15 protein-coding genes and 1 tRNA gene are annotated in these 19,546 nt (G+C 64.7%); 6 read left to right on the top strand and 10 right to left on the bottom strand.

Going from position 1 to position 19,546, the window contains the following annotated elements; translation table 11 throughout:
- Window positions 1-136 precede the first annotated feature (136 nt).
- Together mfd and VN004_RS20495 are read right to left on the bottom strand one after the other, a co-directional pair.
- Window positions 137-3,646 carry a transcription-repair coupling factor gene (gene mfd / locus VN004_RS20500; protein ID WP_325614027.1) on the bottom strand — a complete coding sequence of 1,170 codons (3,510 nt, stop codon included), beginning with the start codon at window positions 3,644-3,646 and terminating at the stop codon, window positions 137-139.
- The gene (locus VN004_RS20495) at window positions 3,646-3,903 is read right to left on the bottom strand and encodes a succinate dehydrogenase assembly factor 2 (protein WP_414710369.1); all 258 of its coding nucleotides are present in this window, start codon (window positions 3,901-3,903) and stop codon (window positions 3,646-3,648) included. Before VN004_RS20495 ends, mfd begins: the two co-directional genes overlap by 1 nt.
- Before the next feature lie 130 nt (window positions 3,904-4,033).
- Between VN004_RS20495 and recG the strand changes: the two genes are divergently transcribed.
- Complete coding sequence (recG, locus tag VN004_RS20490; RefSeq protein ID WP_325614025.1) at window positions 4,034-6,133, top strand: ATP-dependent DNA helicase RecG; 2,100 nt, start codon at window positions 4,034-4,036, stop codon at window positions 6,131-6,133.
- 1 nt (window position 6,134) lies between these two features.
- Here the strand turns inward: recG and VN004_RS20485 are convergent, their stop codons facing one another.
- The 4 genes from VN004_RS20485 to glmU form a co-directional block, all read right to left on the bottom strand.
- A complete protein-coding gene (locus tag VN004_RS20485; protein ID WP_325614024.1) occupies window positions 6,135-6,497 on the bottom strand; it encodes a DUF805 domain-containing protein in 363 nt (120 codons plus the stop codon).
- Between the two features lie 34 nt (window positions 6,498-6,531).
- Complete coding sequence (locus VN004_RS20480) at window positions 6,532-7,284, bottom strand: DUF502 domain-containing protein (protein ID WP_325614023.1); 753 nt, start codon at window positions 7,282-7,284, stop codon at window positions 6,532-6,534.
- 84 nt (window positions 7,285-7,368) lie between these two features.
- Complete coding sequence (gene glmS, locus VN004_RS20475) at window positions 7,369-9,195, bottom strand: glutamine--fructose-6-phosphate transaminase (isomerizing) (protein ID WP_325614022.1); 1,827 nt, start codon at window positions 9,193-9,195, stop codon at window positions 7,369-7,371.
- Between the two features lie 123 nt (window positions 9,196-9,318).
- Window positions 9,319-10,674 (bottom strand): bifunctional UDP-N-acetylglucosamine diphosphorylase/glucosamine-1-phosphate N-acetyltransferase GlmU, encoded by a 1,356-nt coding sequence (glmU, locus tag VN004_RS20470; protein WP_325614021.1) that lies wholly within the window; start codon window positions 10,672-10,674, stop codon window positions 9,319-9,321.
- 101 nt (window positions 10,675-10,775) lie between these two features.
- On the opposite strand from glmU, the gene VN004_RS20465 reads away from it, so the two are divergent.
- Together VN004_RS20465 and VN004_RS20460 are read left to right on the top strand one after the other, a co-directional pair.
- Complete coding sequence (locus VN004_RS20465) at window positions 10,776-11,606, top strand: hypothetical protein (protein ID WP_325614020.1); 831 nt, start codon at window positions 10,776-10,778, stop codon at window positions 11,604-11,606.
- 42 nt (window positions 11,607-11,648) lie between these two features.
- A complete protein-coding gene (locus tag VN004_RS20460) occupies window positions 11,649-12,038 on the top strand; it encodes a hypothetical protein (protein WP_414710370.1) in 390 nt (129 codons plus the stop codon).
- Here VN004_RS20460 and VN004_RS20455 read toward each other — a convergent pair.
- From VN004_RS20455 to VN004_RS20445, 3 genes are all read right to left on the bottom strand, one after another.
- Window positions 11,995-13,623, bottom strand: coding sequence for a beta-(1-6) glucans synthase (locus VN004_RS20455; protein WP_325614018.1), 1,629 nt, complete (start codon window positions 13,621-13,623; stop codon window positions 11,995-11,997). The genes VN004_RS20460 and VN004_RS20455 overlap by 44 nt on opposite strands.
- Before the next feature lie 386 nt (window positions 13,624-14,009).
- Window positions 14,010-14,237: a hypothetical protein gene (locus VN004_RS20450; protein ID WP_325614017.1), complete on the bottom strand. Its 228-nt coding sequence runs from the start codon at window positions 14,235-14,237 to the stop codon at window positions 14,010-14,012.
- A 10-nt stretch (window positions 14,238-14,247) separates the two neighbouring features.
- Complete coding sequence (locus tag VN004_RS20445) at window positions 14,248-14,454, bottom strand: hypothetical protein (protein WP_325614016.1); 207 nt, start codon at window positions 14,452-14,454, stop codon at window positions 14,248-14,250.
- A 26-nt stretch (window positions 14,455-14,480) separates the two neighbouring features.
- Between VN004_RS20445 and VN004_RS20440 the strand changes: the two genes are divergently transcribed.
- Window positions 14,481-17,324 (top strand): glycosyltransferase, encoded by a 2,844-nt coding sequence (locus VN004_RS20440; protein ID WP_325614015.1) that lies wholly within the window; start codon window positions 14,481-14,483, stop codon window positions 17,322-17,324.
- 83 nt (window positions 17,325-17,407) lie between these two features.
- Here the strand turns inward: VN004_RS20440 and VN004_RS20435 are convergent, their stop codons facing one another.
- Complete coding sequence (locus VN004_RS20435) at window positions 17,408-18,583, bottom strand: M20 aminoacylase family protein (protein ID WP_325614014.1); 1,176 nt, start codon at window positions 18,581-18,583, stop codon at window positions 17,408-17,410.
- 300 nt (window positions 18,584-18,883) lie between these two features.
- On the opposite strand from VN004_RS20435, the gene VN004_RS20430 reads away from it, so the two are divergent.
- Together VN004_RS20430 and VN004_RS20425 are read left to right on the top strand one after the other, a co-directional pair.
- Window positions 18,884-18,959 (top strand) — tRNA-Lys (locus VN004_RS20430).
- A 227-nt stretch (window positions 18,960-19,186) separates the two neighbouring features.
- Window positions 19,187-19,546 (top strand): hypothetical protein (locus VN004_RS20425; protein ID WP_325614013.1); only part of this gene is annotated, 360 nt, incomplete at its 3' end.

Genomic DNA, 19,546 nt, shown 5'->3' with positions numbered 1-19,546 from the left:
CATTCGCAAGATTGCCGAAGAGCGACAGCAGAACGCTGCGGGGTGAAATCCTTTCGGCCGCCCTCATCCTTCGAGACGGCTGCTTCGCAGCCTCCTCAGGATGAAAGTGGATTTGCTTTCGCTGCGTGCATTCGCATCAAGCCGCCTTCTTGCCTTCGGCGATCTTCACCAGATTGCGCAGGATCTTCGTGGTGCCGAGCAGCCGCTGCACCGGCTTCGGCCAATCGTCGAGGAACACCACCTTCATGTCCGGACGCACCTTGGCGATCGGCGCCTGGCTGGTGATGTAACGCATCAGCCCTTCCGGATTGGCGAAGCTGTTGTCACGGAATTGCAGCACCGCGCCCTTCTGGCCGGTGTCGATCCGCTCGACATTGGCGCGCTTCGCCAGCAACTTGATCACCACGATCTGCATCAGATGCTTGACCTCTTCCGGCAGCGGTCCGAAGCGGTCGACCAGCTCGGCAGCGAAGCCCTCGACCTCCTGCTCGTTCTCGACCGTCGCGATCCGACGATACAGACCGAGCCGCACGGACAGGTCGGCGACGTAGTCTTCGGGAATGAGCACCGGCGTGCCGACGGTGATCTGCGGCGACCATTGATCCGCCACCGGCTCGGAAATGCCGGCCTTGAGCGCGGTGACCGCCTCCTCCAGCATCTGCTGGTAAAGCTCGAAGCCGACTTCCTTGATGTGACCCGACTGCTCCTCGCCGAGGAGATTGCCGGCGCCGCGAATGTCGAGGTCATGCGAGGCAAGCTGGAAGCCTGCGCCCAGCGTGTCGAGCGACTGCAGGACCTTGAGCCGCCGTTCGGCCTGCGCAGTGATGCGCTTTTCCGCGGGCAATGTGAACAGCGCATAAGCGCGGATCTTCGAACGTCCCACTCGTCCGCGCAACTGATAGAGCTGCGCGAGACCGAAGCGGTCGGCCCGATGCACGATCAGCGTATTGGCGCTCGGAATGTCGAGACCGGATTCCACGATCGTGGTCGAGATCAGGACATCGAACTTGCCATCATAGAAGGCCGACATGATGTCCTCGAGCGCGGTCGCCGGCATCTGGCCATGGGCTACCGCGACCTTCACCTCGGGGATGGTCTTGTCGAAAAACTCCTTCGCGCCGGCAAGATCCTCGATCCGCGGGCAGACATAGAAGCTTTGCCCGCCGCGATAGCGTTCGCGCAGGATCGCCTCGCGGACAACGACCGGATCGAACGGCGAGACGAAGGTTCGCACCGCCAGCCGATCGACGGGGGGCGACGCGATCAGCGAAAGGTCGCGCACGCCCGTCAATGCAAGTTGCAGGGTGCGCGGGATCGGCGTTGCGGTCAGCGTCAGCACGTGGACTTCGGCGCGCAGAGCCTTCAGCTTCTCCTTGTGCGCTACGCCGAAATGCTGCTCCTCGTCGACGATGACAAGCGCGAGATCCTTGAATTTCACGTTCTTGCCGAGCAAGGCATGGGTGCCGACGACGATGTCGAGCGTACCTTCCGCCAGGTTCTTGCGGGTCTGCGCGAGCTCCGCGGAGGTGACAAGGCGCGAAGCCTGGCCGATCTTCACCGGGAAGCCGCGAAAGCGCTCGGTGAAGGTCTTGTAGTGTTGCCGCGCAAGCAAGGTGGTCGGCACCACGACCGCGACCTGCTTGCCGGCCATGGCGGCCACGAAAGCCGCACGCAGCGCCACCTCGGTCTTGCCGAAGCCGACATCGCCGCAGACCAGCCGGTCCATCGGGCGGCCGGAGGCGAGATCCTCCAGCGCGGCGTCGATGGCGTTCTGCTGATCCTCGGTCTCCTCGTAGGGAAAACCGGCGCAGAATTCATCATAGAGGCCCGCCGGCACCGTGAGCTTCGTCGCCTCGCGGAGTTTGCGCTCGGCGGCGACCTTCATCAGTTCATGCGCAATCTCGCGGATGCGGTTCTTCATCCGCGCCTTGCGCGTCTGCCAGGCGGTGCCGCCGAGACGGTCGAGATCGACTTCAAGATCTTCGGAGCCGTATCGTGACAACAGCTCGATATTTTCCACCGGCAGATAGAGCTTGTCGCCGCCGGCGTAATGCAATTCGAGGCAGTCATGCGGCGCACCGGCCGCTTCGATCGTCGCAAGACCCACAAAGCGCCCGATGCCGTGGTCAACATGGACCACGAGATCGCCGGCCGAGAGAGAGGTCGCCTCGGCGATGAAATTCTCGGCCTTCTTGGATGCACGGCGCGGCCGCACCAGCCGGTCGCCGAGAATGTCCTGCTCGCCGATGATCGCAGCCTGCGCGGTCTCGAAACCGGACTCCAAGCCAAGGACAGCCAGCGACACTTCGATCTTGGGCCGGGTCAGCGCCTCCTGCCAAGAGCCGACATTGGCAAGGTTCGTCAGCCCGTGGTCGCGCAGCACATGGCTCATGCGATCGCGGGCGCCATCGCTCCACAGCGCGATGACCACCTGCTTTCCGTCTCTCTGCAGGGCGGCGACGTGCCTGGTCACGGCGTCGAACACATTGCCGTCGGCTTCGGCGCGTTCGGCGCTGAAATTGTGACCTTGCTTGGTGCCGATATCGACGACCGCCGCATCCGAGCTCTCGGGCACCGCGAAGGGCGTCATCCGCGCGAGCTTCAGGCGGGCCAGCTGCGCCTTCCATTCATCGGCGGTGAAATAGAGTCGCTCCGGCTTCAGCGGCTTGTAGGGGACGCCGCCGACGCCCTGCGGCGCGTTCTGGCGGGTCTCGTAATAGTCGGCGATCTGCGCAATCCGCTCCTGAACCGCATCGTCGGCGAGCGGCTCGATCACGACAGGCGTGCGGTCGAGATAATCGAACAGCGTGTCGAGATGATCGTGAAACAGCGGCAGCCAATGCTCCATGCCAGGATAGCGCCGGCCTTCGCTCACCGATTCATAGAGCTGATCGTCGCGCGTCGCCGCGCCGAAGGCCTCGACATAGCCCAGCCGGAATCGGCGGATGGTCTCGGTCGTGAGCTGGAATTCCGCGACCGGAACGAGATCCAGCGCGCGCAGGTCATATTGGGTGCGCTGGGTCTCCGGATCGAAAGCGCGGATGCTCTCGATCTGATCGCCGAAATAATCGAGCCGGACCGGCTCGGCCATGCCGGGCGCGAACAAATCGAGGATGCCGCCGCGCAAGGCGTAGTCGCCGGGTTCGCGCACGGTGGAGGCGCGGGTATAGCCATTCAGCTCGAGCCAGCTCGCGACCCGCTCCATCGACAGCACATTGCCCGGTGCCGCGGACAGCGATTGCCCCATGACCATCGTGCGGGGCGGCACGCGCTGCAGGATGGCGTTGACGGTGGTGAGGACCACCGCCGGCTTGTCGCGCGCCTCGACATTGGCGAGCCGCGACAGCGTGGTCATGCGCTGGGCCAGCACACCGGCATGGGGCGACACGCGGTCGTAAGGCAGGCAATCCCAGGCCGGGAATTCCAGCCGCTCGACCTCCGGGGCGAAGAAGGAAAGGCCCCGCGCCAGCGCCGCCATACGCGGTCCATCGCGGCACACCACCAGAAGGCTGACCGCGGGCGGCTCGCGTCCCGCCGCCACGGCCCGCGCGAGATCGGCCACCACCATGCCCTCGGCGCCATCGGCGACACCCGACAACGTCAGCGGTTTGCCGCTTTTCAGAAGCTCGGCCGGAGAGAACGACATCAGCGGCGGCCTTCGTTGTGGAACCGCACGATGCGCGTCAGCAGCTCCGACTGGTATTCCTGCGGGATGGCCGCCTCGCCGGTCACCCAGACGTAAAGATCGTGGTCCGGCACGTCGAGCAGCCGCTCATAAAGATCGAGTTCGCCATCGGACAGGTCGGCGATATGCGCATCGGCAAAACGGCCGAGCAGGAGATCGGTTTCCCGAATCCCGCGATGCCAGGACCGGAACAGCAGCCGCCGCTGACGTTCGCTCAACCCTTCGCTCGATCGTGTCGACCCTGTCATTCATCACCCGCAACGCCAAAAGCCCGGACGGGCCGGGCGCGCGTATATAGGCGCTGAGAGAGCGGCTGTCAGCCCGTTGTGTTTGGGATATCGATAGGCCATGCGGCCCACCCTGCTCGATCCGCTTTTCGCGGCGATCACGACGCTTCCCGGCATCGGTCCGAAGCTCGAGAAGCTTTATCGGCGGCTGCTCGGCCGGGACGACGAGCCGCGCATCGTCGACCTTCTGTTTCACCTGCCGACGGGCGCCATCGATCGCCGGGCGCGGCCGAAACTGCGTGAGGTGGAGCCCGGCACGGTCGTGACCGTCAAGGTGACGGTGGACCGGCATCGGCCGGCGCCGCCCGGTCGCGACCGCGCCCCGCATCTTATCTATGCGAGCGACGACACCGGCGACCTTGTCATCACCTATTTCCGCGCGCGCAAGGAGTATCTGGAGAAGCTCTTTCCGGTCGGCGAGACCCGTTACGTCTCCGGCCTGACCGCTCTCTATGACGGCATGCTGCAGATGGTCCACCCGGACCGCGTCGTCGACGAGAAGGGCCTTGCCGTCCTGCCGATGATCGAGCCGGTCTATCCGCTGACCGAGGGCATTACGGCGAACATGATCGTGAAAGCGATGGATAGCGCGCTGTCCAGGATTCCGGTGTTGCCGGAATGGCAGGACGCGGCCTTCCTCGCAAAGAATGGCTTCCCGGATTTCGGCACGGCTTTGCGCAAGCTGCACCGGCCCGAAGCGCTGGACGATATCGCGCCGCAAGGTGGCGCCCATACCCGCCTCGCCTATGACGAATTGCTCGCAAGCCAGCTCGCGCTCGGCCTGATGCGGGCTCATAATCGCAAGCGCGCCGGCCGCGCCAACGCCGGCGACGGCCATCTGCGGCGGGCGATCATCGCAGCCCTGCCCTATTCGCTGACCCTGTCCCAGCATCGCGCCCTCGATGCCATCGTCGCCGATCTCGGCAAGCCCGAGCGGATGGTGCGGCTTCTGCAGGGCGATGTCGGCTCAGGAAAAACCGTCGTCGCGCTGCTCGCGGCCGCGGCGGTCATCGAGGCCGGACGCCAGGCGGCCTTGATGGCGCCGACCGAGATCCTTGCCCGTCAGCATTTCAACACCATCGCGCCTCTGGCGGCGACGGTCGGCATCCGAGCTGATCTTCTCACCGGCCGCGAGCGCGGCAAGGATCGTGCGGTTCTGCTTGAGCGGCTCGAGTCCGGCGATGTGCATTTCCTCGTCGGCACGCATGCGCTGTTCCAGGACGACGTCACATTCCGCGATCTTGCGCTCGCGATCGTCGACGAGCAGCACCGGTTCGGTGTGCATCAGCGCCTCGCGCTCGTGAACAAGGGCGAAGCGGTGGACATGCTGGTCACGACCGCGACACCGATCCCGCGCACGCTGGTCCTGACCTATTTCGGAGACATGGACATTTCCGAATTGCGGGAAAAGCCGGCGGGCCGGCTGCCGGTCGATACGCGGACCATCCCGCTCGAGCGGCTCGACGAGGTGGTCGACGCCGTCGGCCGGGCGCTCAAGGACGGTCAGCGCGTGTATTGGGTGTGTCCGCTGGTTGCCGAATCCGAAACCGGCGACCTCGCCGCTGCCGAGGATCGGTTCAAGGCGCTGCGCAAGCGGTTCGGCCGCGCCGTCGATCTTGTGCATGGGCAGATGCGCGGCTCGGAAAAGGACGAGGCGATGCGGCGGTTTTCCGTCGGAGAATCGCAGCTCCTCGTATCGACCACGGTGATCGAGGTCGGCGTCGACGTTCCGGAAGCGACCGTCATGGTGATCGAGCATGCCGAGCGCTTCGGGCTCGCCCAGCTTCATCAGCTGCGCGGGCGGATCGGACGCGGCCACGGCAAATCCACCTGTCTCCTGCTCTATCGCGCGCCCCTTGGCGAGACCGCCAAAGCGCGTCTCGCCATCATGCGAGAAACCGAAGACGGCTTCCGGATCGCGGAGGAGGATCTGAAACTGCGCGGCGAAGGCGACGTGCTCGGCACGCGCCAAAGCGGCATGCCGAGCTTCCGCATCGCCTCGCCCGAAGCGCACGGACATCTGTTGCCAGCGGCCCGCGATGACGCGCGGCTCATCCTGTCGCGCGATGCCACGCTCGCAAGCGAGCGCGGCAAGGCCCTGCGGGTGCTGCTCTATCTGTTCGAGCGCGACGACGCGATCAGGCTCGTCGACGCCGGCTGACTTATTCGCCGAGCGGGTTCGGACCGAACCGGTTTGGCCCCGGCTTGCCGCGCGACGCATACCACACGATCAGCACGATGGTGCCGATCAGCGGGATGATGTGCAAAAGCTGCCACCAGCCGGAGCGATCGATGTCGTGCAGGCGTCGCGCGCCGACAGCGAGGTTGGGGATCAGCGTTGCAAGGCCGAACAGGCCCTGGAGCACCGGCGCGCCATCTCCGAAGATACTATAGTCGAGGACGCCGAGAACGAGCCCCGCCAGGAAACAGAACAGCGCCCAGTACCAGAAGGCCGAACGCTGGGCGCGTCCTGAAAAGTTCGCGTAGTTCTGAAAGCCGGAAGTAATCGCCTCACCGAAATTCATCGCCCCGTCTCCCCGTTGAATAATCGAACGCGCGTTACGCAGCATTCTCCTTGTCGTTGCGAACCGACTGAGCGGTTCGCGCGGCCGCAGCGAGCGCTGCAAATCCCTTCTGGCTTTCGTCGGGCGCAGCGCCCGGCTGGATCATGCCGGCCGACATGATCAGGGTCGCAGCCTGCTCGACGGGAATCTCAAGCTCGATGATATTCTTGCGCGGAACATAAAAGAAGAAGCCGGTCGTCGGATTTGGCGTGCACGGCAGGAATACCGATATCTGATCGTCGTCGCCCGGCAGGCATTTCGCCACCTCGGCGCTCGGCGGCTGGGACAGGAAGACAAGCGACCACATCCCCGGCGCCGGAAATTCGACAAGGCCAACCTTGCGGAAGCTGTTGCCGGATTTCGAGAACAGCATCTGAAAGACCTGCTTCACCGTCTTGTAGATCGGCCGCACGATCGGCATCCGGTCGATCAGACGGTCGCCGAGTTGGATCAGCGTCCGGCCGACAAGGTTGTGGGTGAGAAATCCGAGCAGCGTCAGCGCAACGACCGCGATCACAAGACCCGATCCGGGGATGTTTAGCGGCAGATAGGTTTCCGGGCGGTAGGTCTCCGGGATCAGCGGGCGCACCAGGCCATCGACCCAGGTGACGAAAGTCCAGATCAGCCACATCGTGACCGCGACCGGCCCGGCGACGATCAGGCCGGTCAGGAGATAGTTGCGCAACCGGGCGCCGAGGCCATGCGGCGGCAGATCGGTCTCGATGATATCAGGAGGCGTGTCGGTCATTCGCGGCGCTTGGGCGGCGGAACGCCGCCTCTGTTCGGTCTATATAGCCCAAGTCGCGGCGCTTTGCGGCGATGGTGTGGCTGATTATTCAACCGTGACCGATTTCGCCAGATTTCGTGGCTGGTCGATGTCGGTGCCAAGCGCCACGGCCGCGTAATAGGCCAGAAGCTGGATCGGCAGCGCATAAACGAGTGGCGTCACCGAGTTCGGCATGTCCGGAAGGGTGATGGTGGTCACCCCCGGCATCGCCGCGGCGACCGTTCCCTTCGGGTCGCTCAGGAGGATGATTCGGCCGCCCCGCGCCGCCACCTCCTGCATGTTGGACACCGTCTTTTCGAACACCTGGTCATAAGGCGCCGTGACGATCACGGGCATGGTCTCGTCGATCAGCGCAATCGGTCCGTGCTTGAGTTCGCCCGCCGCATAGCCTTCGGCGTGGATGTAGGAGATTTCCTTCAGCTTCAGCGCGCCTTCGAGCGCGAGCGGGTAGCTCGTGCCGCGCCCGAGATAGAGCACGTCACGGCTCTTGCTGATGTCGCGCGCCAGCAATTCGATGTCGCCCTCGAGCTTGAGCACATCGTTCATGTGCCGCGGCACCTCGATCAGGGCGTGCACCAGCTCGCGTTCCTCTGCTTCGCTCAGACATTGCCGCGCGCGACCCGCGGCGATGGCGAGGCAGGCGAGAACGGCGAGCTGGCAGGTAAAGGCTTTCGTCGACGCAACGCCGATCTCGGGACCGGCAAGCGTCGGCATGATGACGCTGCTTTCACGCGCGATCGTGGAGGTCTGCACGTTGACCACCGCGAGCACGTGCTGTCCCTGGGACTTGGCATAGCGAAGCGAGGCGAGCGTGTCGGCTGTCTCGCCGGATTGCGAAACCACGATGGTCAGATCGCCCTTGCGCAGCGGCGCTTCGCGGTAACGGAATTCCGACGCCACATCAATCTCGACGGGAAGGCGCGCGTAGCGTTCGAACCAGTATTTCGCGACGAGGCCCGCGTAATAGGCGGTCCCGCAGGCCGAGATCGACACGCGATCGAGATCCTTGAAGTTGAACGGCAGCGCCGCGGGCAAGGCGACGCGCTCATTTGCCATGTCGAGATAATGCGACAGCGTATGCGCGACCACTTCCGGCTGTTCGTGGATCTCCTTCGCCATGAAGTGGCGATGATTGCCCTTGTCGACGAGAAAGGCCGAGCCGGTCGTCTTGACCTGGGCGCGCTGCACGGGGTGACCGGCCTCGTCGAAGATCTGAACGTCGCCGCGCCGGACCACCGCCCAGTCACCTTCCTCGAGATAGGAGATGGTGTCGGTGAAGGGAGCCAGCGCCAGCGCGTCGGACCCGAGATACATCTCCCCGCTGCCGTGACCGATTGCGAGCGGCGATCCCTTGCGCGCGCCGATCATGAGATCGTCCTCGCCGGCGAAGATGAAGGCGAGCGCGAAGGCGCCGCGCAGGCGCGGCAGCGCCGCGCGCACCGCTTCAACCGGCGACTTGCCATTCTTCATCTCGGCAGTGACGAGATGAGCGACGACTTCCGTGTCGGTTTCGGTGCTGAAATGCGCGCCCTGCGCCTGCAGCTCTTCGCGCAACTCGCGGAAATTTTCGATGATGCCGTTATGCACGACCGCGAGGCGATCGGTCGCATGCGGATGCGCATTGTTCTCGGTCGGCTTGCCGTGCGTCGCCCAGCGGGTATGTCCGATCCCGGCACGACCGGACAGCGGCTCGCGTCCGAGCCTGTCCTGCAGGTTCTTCAGCTTGCCTTCGGCCCTGCGGCGTTCGAGATGGCCATTCTCGACGGTGGCGATACCGGCAGAATCGTAGCCGCGATATTCCAGCCGCTTCAGCGCGTCGACGAGCAGGCCCGCGACCGGCTCACGCCCGAGAATTCCGACAATCCCACACATTGAGCGCCGAATCCCCCGCCCGATAACCTCGATTAGCCCCGGTGGCCGTTAGACAATCATCCCCCGACCCGCGGAAATCACAATGCGTTTCGGCCTGTAACCGGGATGCAGGATGGCGGATGGTCAGCCGCGGTCCTTTTTGCCTGCCGCCTTCAGGCTGCGCAAGCGCGAGGCCCACCCTTCCTTAATGACCTGACGCACCCGTCCGAGTGCGAGCGAATCGGCCGGCACATCCTCGGTGATCACCGAACCGGACCCGATATAGGCGCCCTCGCCGATCGTCACAGGTGCAACGAGCGCGGAATTCGAACCGACGAACGCCCCTTTTCCGACATCGGTCCGGTGTTTCGCCGATCCGTCATAGTTGCAGAAGATGGTGCCGGCTCCGATGTTGGCATGTTCGCCCACCCGTCCGTCGCCGATATAGGCGAGATGATTGGCCTTCGCTCCGTCCTCGAGCACGGCTGCCTTCAACTCCACGAAGTTGCCGATCTTCGCGCCCTTGCCCATGCGAGCGCCGGGACGCATCCGCGCGAAAGGACCGACCTCGGCGCCTTCGCCGATATGCGCGCCGGTCAGATGCGAGAAGGAATGGATGATCGCACCGGACTCCACGGTCACGCCGGGACCGAACACGACATAGGGCTCGATGGTGACGTCGCGCGCGAGCTTGGTGTCGGCGGACAGAAAAACGGTCTCGGGAGCGATCATGGTGACGCCCGCTTCGAGCGCCGCTTGCCGCAGACGCTGCTGCAGGACAGCTTCGGTTTCGGCGAGCTGGGCCTTGGTGTTGACGCCTCTCACATCATCCTCCTCAACCTCGACAGCGACCGCGCGAAGTCCGGACTGGTTGGCGAGCGCCACCGCATCGGTCAGGTAGAATTCGCTCTTGGCGTTGGCATTGCCGATCCGCTCCAGCAAGGCCAGCGCGCCGCGTCCGTCGAGCGCCATCAGCCCGCCATTGCACAGGCGGATCGCGCGCTCCGCCTCGGTCGCATCGTTGTGCTCGCGTATGGCAACGAGACGGCCGTCATCGATGATGAGCCGGCCGTAACCTGTGGGGTCGGCCGGGGTGAAGCCGGCAACGGCCACCGCGGCGCCATCTGCGATTGCCGCGCGGAGCCGCGACAACGTCTCGGCGCGAACGAGGGGCGTGTCGGCGAAGACCACGAGGACATCGTCGAAGCCGCGCGCAAGAGCATCGCGCGCCGCCAGCACAGCGTGCGCGGTGCCGAGCCGCTGCATCTGCCTGACGATCTCGGCGCCCGGGACAATGCGTGCGGCTTCCTTCGCCACCGCGTCGTGATCGGGCCCGACCACCACGACGCAGGCGGACGCACCGGCCGCCCCCACCGCGCGCAACACATGCGCAAGCAGCGTTTCATTGGCGACCGGGTGCAGCACCTTCGGCACGCCGGATCGCATCCGCGTGCCTTCGCCCGCCGCAAGGACTACCGCCAGACATGTCCGTTCCGTCATTCCGATCCCCATTCTGGGGGAGCCTCATAGCCCGGCGGGAGTGCCCAGAAAAGCCGCCTCGACGCTCCGCCCCCGATCGTTCCCTGCTAGGATTCGCCGCAATGATTCGCAGAGAAACCCTGAAATCCCAGCCCTCGAGCCCGCCGCCCGCGCAACCGGCCGGGAACGCGGCTGCCGATTTCAGCGCATTCGCGCATCTCGGGCTGTGGGGCGGCGTCGCGGCGTCATGCCTCCTCGTGGTCGCACTCGCCACAAGGACCGAGACCGCACAAGCGCGTCTGGCGGCGGCCTACGCATATTTCACCGGCCATTCCGAGGCCGAAGACCGTCAGGCGAAAGAACGGCGCCGGCAAATCGAAGACGCGCGCCGGATGAGCGAGGCGATCCGAAGCCTCACGGAGGATCGCGATCGCCTGATCGCCCGCATGGCGGTCATCGAGCGCAATTATGAAGACGTGACCGGCTCGATCGGCAAACTTGCCGCCGCCCGTCCTGCGGCAGAGACGCCGGCCCCCTCGCCATCGGCGACAGCCGTCGTCGCCACACCGTCGACGCCCCCGCCTGCGGTAGCGGCCCCAGCCTCGGTGCCGGCCCAGTCGTCCGCGTCGGCGGTATTCGCACACGCCGCGGTCGAGCCGCAGCAGCCGGTCGCGGTCAAGTCGGCATTCGGGGTCGACATAGGCGGCGGCCAGTCGCTCAACGTCTTGCGCAACGCCTGGGATCGTGCGCGCCGCAACCACGCCGCTCTGCTTGATGGACTTCAACCCGTGATCGCCGTGCGCGACGGCCGTGGCGGGCATGTCGAACTCCGCCTCGTGGCCGGCCCGATCGCGAACGCGGCCGATGCCGCAAGGCTGTGCGCATCGCTGGCAGCGGCGGGACTGTCGTGCCAGCCCACGATCTATGACGGGCAGAGGCTGGCACTGCGATAGCGCCTTGCCGCCGACAAGCCCGGTGCGCATATTGCGCGCATGATCTCTCGCGCGATGTTCGCCCCGTCGGCCCGCCAGAGCAATTGGCTGATCGTGATCGGCTTCCTCGCGCTCGGCTATGCGCTCTACCTGCGCTACCTCGCGGTTGAACTCACCAGTGTCGGTCTCGCCTGCCAGGGCGGATTGCAGACATGGCTCTGCGCGACACGGTCATTTGTCACGACCCTGTTCAATCATTCGGTGTTCGGCTGGGTGGCATTCGGCGCCGCGGCGATCAACCTGATCCGACCGACGGTGCCGCTCTTCGCGCTCGGACTTGCGGCCGCGGCCTTCGGTGTCGTGCTTTATAATGTTGGACTGTCGGCGCTGGCGGTCGCCTTGCTGATCCTCAGCTTTGCGCGGCCCGTGACCAGCGAAACCGAACCAGACTGAGGGCAAGCAGGGTCAGGAGCGCGCAAAGCCAGACCGATTGCCAGTTCGCGAGGCTCTCATTGAAGAGAATGTAGACCGCGGCAAGGATTAAAGTGACGGCCGCGACGCGCTCGGCGAGCTGCATCAGCGCTGCCCCTTTGCCCCGGCTGTCGAATGCAAGGAGCGCCAGCGGGACGACGGCCGCCGTCAGCGGCGCGAACGGAAAGTCCTTGTATCGCGGATCGAAGACCAGTCCGAGCGCTACCTGGATGGCGAGCACGGTGGTAATGACCGCTGCCAATCCGGCGCCCCACTCGGCCCATGATCGCCTGGCCTCGCCGCGTCCCCCGAGAATGTCGGCGAAGGCCGGAAGTTGTCCGCCGCCGATCAGAACGATGGCGCTTGCCATGGGCGCCAGAAGCGCAGCGAAGATCAGTGCGCCCGACCTGATCCATCCCCCCGCCCCAAGACTCTCATAGAATGCAAGTTCGATCGCCCAGCCGATCATGCTGCCGCCGACGAGAGCGATGACGGCGACGGCGCCCCAGGCCGCGTTCGATGTCTCGCGGCGTGGCGTCCAGAGTGCAGCCGCAAAGATCAGGACCGCGAACACAACACCCGCGGCCGCCTGCTGACGCCAGAACGGATGGTCGGAGACCGGACTTCCCCAATCGAATTTCGGCTGGCGCGTGGCGTCGTCAAACAAGCCCCAATAGCCGCCGACGGTCCCCTCCAGCCGCCGCTTCCACGGCTGGTCGAATGCCTCGATCACATTGACGCGGTAACCCTTGCGCTTGGCGATCGCGAGAACCTCGTGAAGGATACGCGCCTGATTGGACAGCGAGGGTAGCGCGCCTTCGCGCATGCGCCCTGCGCTTGGCCAGCCGGTCTCGCCGATCAGGATGTCCTTGCCCGGAAAAGCCGCCGCCATCCGCTCCCGGATCGATTCAATATGTGCGGCAGCTTTCGAAGCCTCGATCGGGAAGTCTTCCCAGTACGGTAGGATATGGATGGTAACGAAATCGACCGCCGAAGCGAGATCACGGTTGCGCAGCCAGAACTCCCAGACATCGGCATAGGTGATCGGAACGCCGGTTCGGCTCTTCACCTCCCGCAGGTAATTGCCGACCTGTTCGGCCGATAATTCGCCGCGCAACAACACTTCATTGCCGACCACCACCGCCTGGATGACGTCGGGGAATTGCTTGGTCAGCCGGACGATGGTTTCGACCTGCTCGCGGTTCTTGTCCGGATGACTCGACAGCCAAAGGCCCTGGATGACCTTGAAGCCATGACGCCGCGCGATCTCAGGCACCTGGTCGAGCCCGTGCTCAATTGAATAGGTCCTGATGCAATCGGTCAGCGACTTCAAACGGGTCAGATCGTCCTCGATCTGGGCTGCGGGAATGTGCGTCCCGGCCTCCAGCGGCGACTGACTGCCGCGGAATGGCGCATACGAGACGCACTGGATTTTCCCCGCCGCTCCGGCGCCTACGGGCATCGGCACCGCGCGGCCAAGCCACCACCAGAACAGCGCGATCAATCCCGCGACCGCGACGAGCAGGATCACCGGAAGGAGCGTCCCGGTTAACGAACGTTCATGCATCGGGATGACTCATGCGCTTGTGCGACTTCTGATCGTGCTCGCGGCCATGGTGCCAGGCAGATTGACGTCAAACGCACGCCGCGGGCGCGCATAAGCTGGACAAATCGCAGGAAAGGCGGAAATCTCAAGCGATCGGCTCCGAGCCGCATTGCGGACGGATTCCGATGTAGACTGCGCAACTTATCATCCAACGCCGCGCCAACGCGCCAGAGTGTCCTAGCATCATGTCACCCCGTTTTCTGCGAGCCCTGCCCCTCCTTTGCTTGGCCATGTGGGTCGGCTCCACCCCAGCGTCGGCCCAGAATGAAGCGGCCGATAAAGCAAAGCAGCAGGCCGCCGAGCAGGCAAAGCGGGAAGCGCAGCGGTTGAACGATCTTGCCGAAGTCTCAAAGCAGATGACGGGCCCGGCCGGCAACCCTGAATGCGTTTGGGTCGGCCGCCGCGTCGTGCACCGGCTTTTCCAGGACGACCTCGACACCGCTTTCCGGCACATGGATTTGTACGATCGCTTTGGCTGCCCGGGCGGGCATATCCAGGCGGCGTTTCGGTGCGTTGTCCAGCAAGGTCCGACGATCGATCCGAAGGCGCAGGAAAACATTATCGCGCGCGTTCATTCATGCTGGGTTAATCCAGCGGCTCCGCCCCCGCCGGCAGCGGCGGCAACTGCACCGCAGTCCGGAACAACAACGCAATGACAGCGTTGACGTCGTGCAAAACGGCGTCAGCGTCATCAATTCGCCATGCCGCGATGTCATTGAAAAATTCAAGTTGTTGCGCTATCTGACTGTCGTAGCAGGCGCTTGTCTCAGGGGACGGGACGGCGACCTTCACCCAGCCCCCGCTCGGTTTCGCGTTCTATGCGCCTCGTCGCGGTTGCCGTCGCGCTCGTAGCCTGCATGCATGCAGGCATCTGGGCCCTTTCCGAAAAACGCATCGCTGCTCCGGACATTCACGGTCCGCTGGCAAGCGTGTCGTACGGTAAGCATCCGGATAAGCAGGTCGGGATCGACGAGATTCAGTCCGACCTTCGGATGCTGGCGCCGCACACGCGGGCGGTGCGCACTTACTCATCCACCAACGGCCTTGAGATGGTGCCCTCGCTTGCCGCGCAGGCCGGCTTGCGGGTCACCGCGGGCGCCTGGCTCGGCGGAAGCCTCGACGACGCCGAATGGCAGGGCAAGGGACCGGATGCGTCCAACGGCAAGCGCTATCGCGAGCGCCTCGCCGAGCGGGCTCGCAACACCGCCGAGCTGAACGCGGTCGTCGAAATCGCGCGGAAGAATTCCAACGTCGAAGGTCTCGTTCTCGCCAATGAAGCGATCTACCGCGGTGAGACGATCCTGTTCGACAACGAAACGTTGTCGCCGGAAGAGGTCGCCCTCGTTCGCGCGGCCGCGCAGGTGTCGAAAGCCGAGGAGACCCGGATCAAGGAAAAGATCAATGTCGGGCGGCTGATCAAGGCGATCCGGGAGGTCAAGCGCCAGGTTTCAGTCCCGGTGACGACCGGTGAAATCTGGAGCGTCTGGCGCGATCATCCTGAACTCGTCGCCGCCGTCGACTACATCGCCGTCCACATCCTGCCCTATTGGGAAGGCGCACCGGATCAGTCCGCGGTCGATGCGGCGATCGGCGGCTTCAACCAGCTGCGCGAGATGTATCCCGGCAAGCGCATCGTGATCGCCGAATTCGGCTGGCCGAGCGCCGGGTACAATTTCAAGATGGCAACGCCCGGTCACTTCGAGCAGGCCCACATCATCCGCGATTTCGTTGAGCGCGCCAACGCCATCGGCGCCGACTACAACATCATCGAGGCGTTCGATCAGCCGTGGAAGATCTCCGAAGGCAGCGTCGGCGCCTATTGGGGGCTGTTCGACGCCTCCTATAAGCAGAAGTTCAACTGGACCGGCCCGATCTTCGACCCGGATTTCCGCAAGCTTGCCCTGCTTGCGGTGCTCCTCGGCGTATTGTTCTCCCTGCCCCTGCTGACCATGGGGGTGACGCTGACCGAGACCCTCGTGCTGGCGACGGCGGCCCATGTCGTCGGCGCGTGGTTCGCCGCGGTGTTCGCATTCTGGAATGGGCATTACTTCGTGTGGGGCGAGGCATTCGCCCTCGGCCTCGGCTGCGTCCTCCTTGTGCCGCTGGTGGCGATTGCCATGACCAGGATCGAGGAGATCGCGGCGATTGCCTTTGGCCGCAAGCCGCGCCGGCTCCTGCAGGTTGACTCGCCTCCCCTCGCTCCGGAGGCGCAATCCCACCTGCCCAAGGTCTCGATCCACATCCCGGCCTACAAGGAAGAGCCGGAGATGCTCAAAGCCACGCTCGACGCCGTGGCTGGGCTGACCTACCCGAATTTCGAATGCGTCGTGATCATCAACAACACGCCGGACCCGTTCTACTGGGAGCCGATCGAGGCGCACTGCAAGACGCTCGGCGATCGCTTCATCTTCCTGCGCGAAGACAAGGTCGAAGGCTTCAAGGCGGGCGCGCTGCGCATCGCGCTTGAGCACACTGCGCCCGACGCCGAGATCATCGCCGTTATCGATGCCGATTATGTGGTGGCGCCGAGCTGGCTGTCGGACCTCGTGCCGGTCTTTGCCGATCCGAAGGTCGGCCTCGTCCAGGCGCCGCAGGAGCACCGCGACGGCGACCGCAGCGTCATGCATTACGCCATGGCCGGCGAATATTCCGGCTTCTTCGACATCGGGATGGTCGAGCGCAACGAAAAGAACGCCATCGTCGTCCACGGCACCATGTGCCTGATCCGGCGCGAAGCGCTCGCCGCCGCCGGCAACTGGCCGAGCGACACGATCTGCGAGGATACCGACCTCGGGCTCACGTTGCTCGAACTTGGCTGGACCACGCATTATACCAACCGCCGTTACGGCTTCGGGCTCCTGCCCGACACCTTCGGCGCCTACAAGAAGCAGCGCCACCGCTGGGCCTATGGCGGCGTCCAGATCATCAAGAAGCATTGGCGCTACTTCCTGCCCGGCGTTCCGAACCTCAAGCGGGACCAGAAGCGCGCCTTCCTGTTCGGCTGGATGAGCTGGCTCGGTGCGGAAGCGCTCGGCGTGGTCGTCGCGATGGCCAACCTGATCTGGGTGCCGGTGGTGGCCTTTGCCGAGATCGGCATCCCGAGCAAGATCCTGACGATCCCGATCCTCGCGTCCTTCCTGGTCACGATTCTGCATTTCAGCGTGCTCTACCGGCTGCGCGTGCCGATCCCGAAGAAGCAGACGCTCGGCGCGGTGTTCGCGGCGATGGCGCTGCAATTGACGGTCGCGCGCGCGGTTGCCGACGGCGTCATCAAGGATCACCTGCCCTTCAACCGAACGGCAAAGGGCAACCGCGCCCGCAAGCCGGTGCAATTCGACGGGTTCTGGGAATTGGTGCTCGGCGCGCTCCTGATCATCGGCGCGATCGTTCTGGTGGCGAACAATCCGCTGCAGATCACGGAGATCTATCTCTACGCGATCGTGCTGGTGGTGCAGAGCCTGCCGTTCCTGTCGGCGGCGGCGCTCGCCGGCATCGAAGGCCGCCGGATCAACGATTTCGCCTTCTGGACTTCGCTTCAGCCGAGGCTCCTCACCGCGCTGCGGCGGCGTCCGGCCGAGATCGCATCGCCCTCGATCGCAAGCGCGATTGCCGAGGTTCAGGCTGCGGCACCGGGAGAAAAACAGCCGGAAACCGCGCAGTAAGCCTGCGCGGAGTCCGGGCGGCTGTTGCGCGCCCCGGAATGCTGGTGTGACTCCGCGCGGCGTCTATCTCCGCGCGCACCTCGTCAGGCCGGCATCGCCTTCTCGACCAGCCTGACCCAGTAGGACGAACCGACCGGGATCACGTCATCATTGAAGTTGTAGGCGGGATGATGCAGTCCCGCGCTGTCGCCATTGCCGACGAAAATGAATGCGCCGGGCCGCGCATTCAGCATGTAGGAAAAGTCCTCCGCTCCCATCATCGGCGGCAGATCCTCATCGACCCGGTCGGGACCCGCAATCTCCGACGCGACTTCGGCTGCGAATGCGGTTTGCTCGGGGTGATTCACGGTGACCGGATAGCCGCGATGATAGCGCACGCGCGCCTGCGCACCGTGCAGCGCCGCGACGCCCTGGCAGATCTCCTTGACGCGCTGCTCGAGCTGGTCGCGCACCGCCGGCGTCAGGCTGCGGATGGTGCCGGCGAGCTTTGCGGTTTGCGGGATCACGTTGTTCGTCGTGCCGGCCTGGAAAACGCAGATCGAGACGACGCCCGATTCGAGCGGATCGACGTTGCGCGACACGATGGATTGCAGCTGGTTGACCATCTGCGCGCCGACCAGGATCGGATCGATCCCGAGATGCGGCCGGGCCGCATGCGCGCCCTTGCCCTCGATCTCGATCTCGACGTAGTCCGCCGCCGCCATCATCGGCCCGACCCGCATGCCGAACTGGCCGACCGGCATGCCGGGATAATTGTGCATGCCGTAGACTTCCTCGATCCCGAACCGCTCCATCATCCCGTCATTGACCATTTCCTTGCCGCCGCCGCCGCCCTCCTCGGCCGGCTGGAAGATCACGACGGCAGTGCCGCCGAAATTGCGGGTCTCGGCGAGGTATCTGGCTGCCCCGAGCAGCATCGCGGTGTGGCCGTCATGGCCACAGGCGTGCATCTTCCCGGGCACCGTGGACTTGTAGGGCAGCCCCGTCGCCTCCTCGATCGGCAACGCGTCCATGTCGGCGCGAAGCCCGATCACCCTGGCCCGGCCGCCGGCAGCCTCCTTGCGGCCCTTGATGACGCCGACGACGCCGGTCCGGCCGATCCCGGGGACCACCTCGTCGCAGCCGAAGGCCTTGAGTTTTTCGGCCACCTGGGCCGCCGTGCGATGCACGTCGAACAGGAGTTCCGGATGGGCATGCAGGTCGCGCCGCCAGGCCGTGATTTCGGGGTGAAATTCGGCAATGCGGTTCACGATCGGCATGATGTGGCTCCGGATGTCGGGAGTGCCGCAACAGGCTGCGGCAGGGTCCGGACCAGTAAATCCTGCCCGGCCGTTGCCGGCAACCGCCGCTGGCGGGGCCGCTCCGGCCGCACCGGGGCGGCCGGACCGTGGCCCCTCTCGCACGGATTTCTCCCGCAGGGATAAGAGGCCCGATCGGCAGACTTTTTCGTTGTCCCGCCGGGAAACAGGCCTTATGTCTGCGCCCGCCATCGCGGTGCCGCGACTGAACCGATGCGTCGCGCCGTATACGCTTTTCCGGGCCCGTTCGGGTTTCCCGGGGAGCCCGTAGCTCAGTCGGTAGAGCAACTGACTTTTAATCAGTAGGTCCCGGGTTCGAATCCCGGCGGGCTCGCCAAAACCTTCACTTTTTCAAGCCTTACGAGAGAAAACGAAACGGGTCGGCAGAGGGCTTATTCTGTGTCCATACCGGGGTCCGCACACGCTGCAACGTGGTGCAATTCAGCTTGGCGTGAGGCATCCTTGCGATCGCGTCATAGTCCTTGTCCGTACGTTCGCTGATCGCGCCAGCCATATCGCAGACGACAACCTCCGCTTAAGTCCAGGAACCCAGCCCCCCCCGACATGATCGCCCGTCGCTTGCTCAAACTGGCCCGGCGCCGATGGGCGCATATCCGTCTCGAGCGCATGGGGATGCGCGCGCTGTTCGATAGCTATCCGAAAGACGCGATCGCGCCGAAATATCATCAGCTCTTTGCGCTGTACCGCATGATCGTCCGGCGCAGGCCCGCTGTCGTCGTTGAGCTCGGCGGAGGCTATTCGACCTTCATCATCGCCAGGGCCGCTCTCGACCTTGCCGCTAAAGGAACGGCAATCAGGTTCTTCAGCGTCGATGAATCGGAATACTGGCAATCGGTCGTCCGCGGGCACATGCCGCAAACGCTTCAGGCCCACACCACGTTTCATCGGGCGGATGTCGTCGCG

Origin of the sequence: Pseudorhodoplanes sp. (genome assembly GCF_035565855.1) — a bacterium.
In the GTDB taxonomy this organism is placed as follows: domain Bacteria; phylum Pseudomonadota; class Alphaproteobacteria; order Rhizobiales; family Xanthobacteraceae; genus Pseudorhodoplanes.
Note: the sequence above shows the minus strand (reverse complement) of the source record. Positions and strands in the feature narration are given on the sequence as shown.

What these genes read in the sequence shown, in the direction of transcription:
- glmS (WP_325614022.1), bottom strand. Translation starts at nt 9,195, where the DNA reads ATGTGTGGGATTGTCGGAATTCTCGGGCGTGAGCCGGTCGCGGGCCTG.
- VN004_RS20435 (WP_325614014.1), bottom strand. Translation starts at nt 18,583, where the DNA reads ATGCCGATCGTGAACCGCATTGCCGAATTTCACCCCGAAATCACGGCC.
- VN004_RS20480 (WP_325614023.1), bottom strand. Translation starts at nt 7,284, where the DNA reads ATGACCGACACGCCTCCTGATATCATCGAGACCGATCTGCCGCCGCAT.
- recG (WP_325614025.1), top strand. Translation starts at nt 4,034, where the DNA reads ATGCGGCCCACCCTGCTCGATCCGCTTTTCGCGGCGATCACGACGCTT.
- VN004_RS20465 (WP_325614020.1), top strand. Translation starts at nt 10,776, where the DNA reads ATGATTCGCAGAGAAACCCTGAAATCCCAGCCCTCGAGCCCGCCGCCC.
- glmU (WP_325614021.1), bottom strand. Translation starts at nt 10,674, where the DNA reads ATGACGGAACGGACATGTCTGGCGGTAGTCCTTGCGGCGGGCGAAGGC.
- VN004_RS20455 (WP_325614018.1), bottom strand. Translation starts at nt 13,623, where the DNA reads ATGCATGAACGTTCGTTAACCGGGACGCTCCTTCCGGTGATCCTGCTC.
- VN004_RS20450 (WP_325614017.1), bottom strand. Translation starts at nt 14,237, where the DNA reads ATGAACGCGCGCGATAATGTTTTCCTGCGCCTTCGGATCGATCGTCGG.
- VN004_RS20440 (WP_325614015.1), top strand. Translation starts at nt 14,481, where the DNA reads ATGCGCCTCGTCGCGGTTGCCGTCGCGCTCGTAGCCTGCATGCATGCA.
- mfd (WP_325614027.1), bottom strand. Translation starts at nt 3,646, where the DNA reads ATGTCGTTCTCTCCGGCCGAGCTTCTGAAAAGCGGCAAACCGCTGACG.
- VN004_RS20485 (WP_325614024.1), bottom strand. Translation starts at nt 6,497, where the DNA reads ATGAATTTCGGTGAGGCGATTACTTCCGGCTTTCAGAACTACGCGAAC.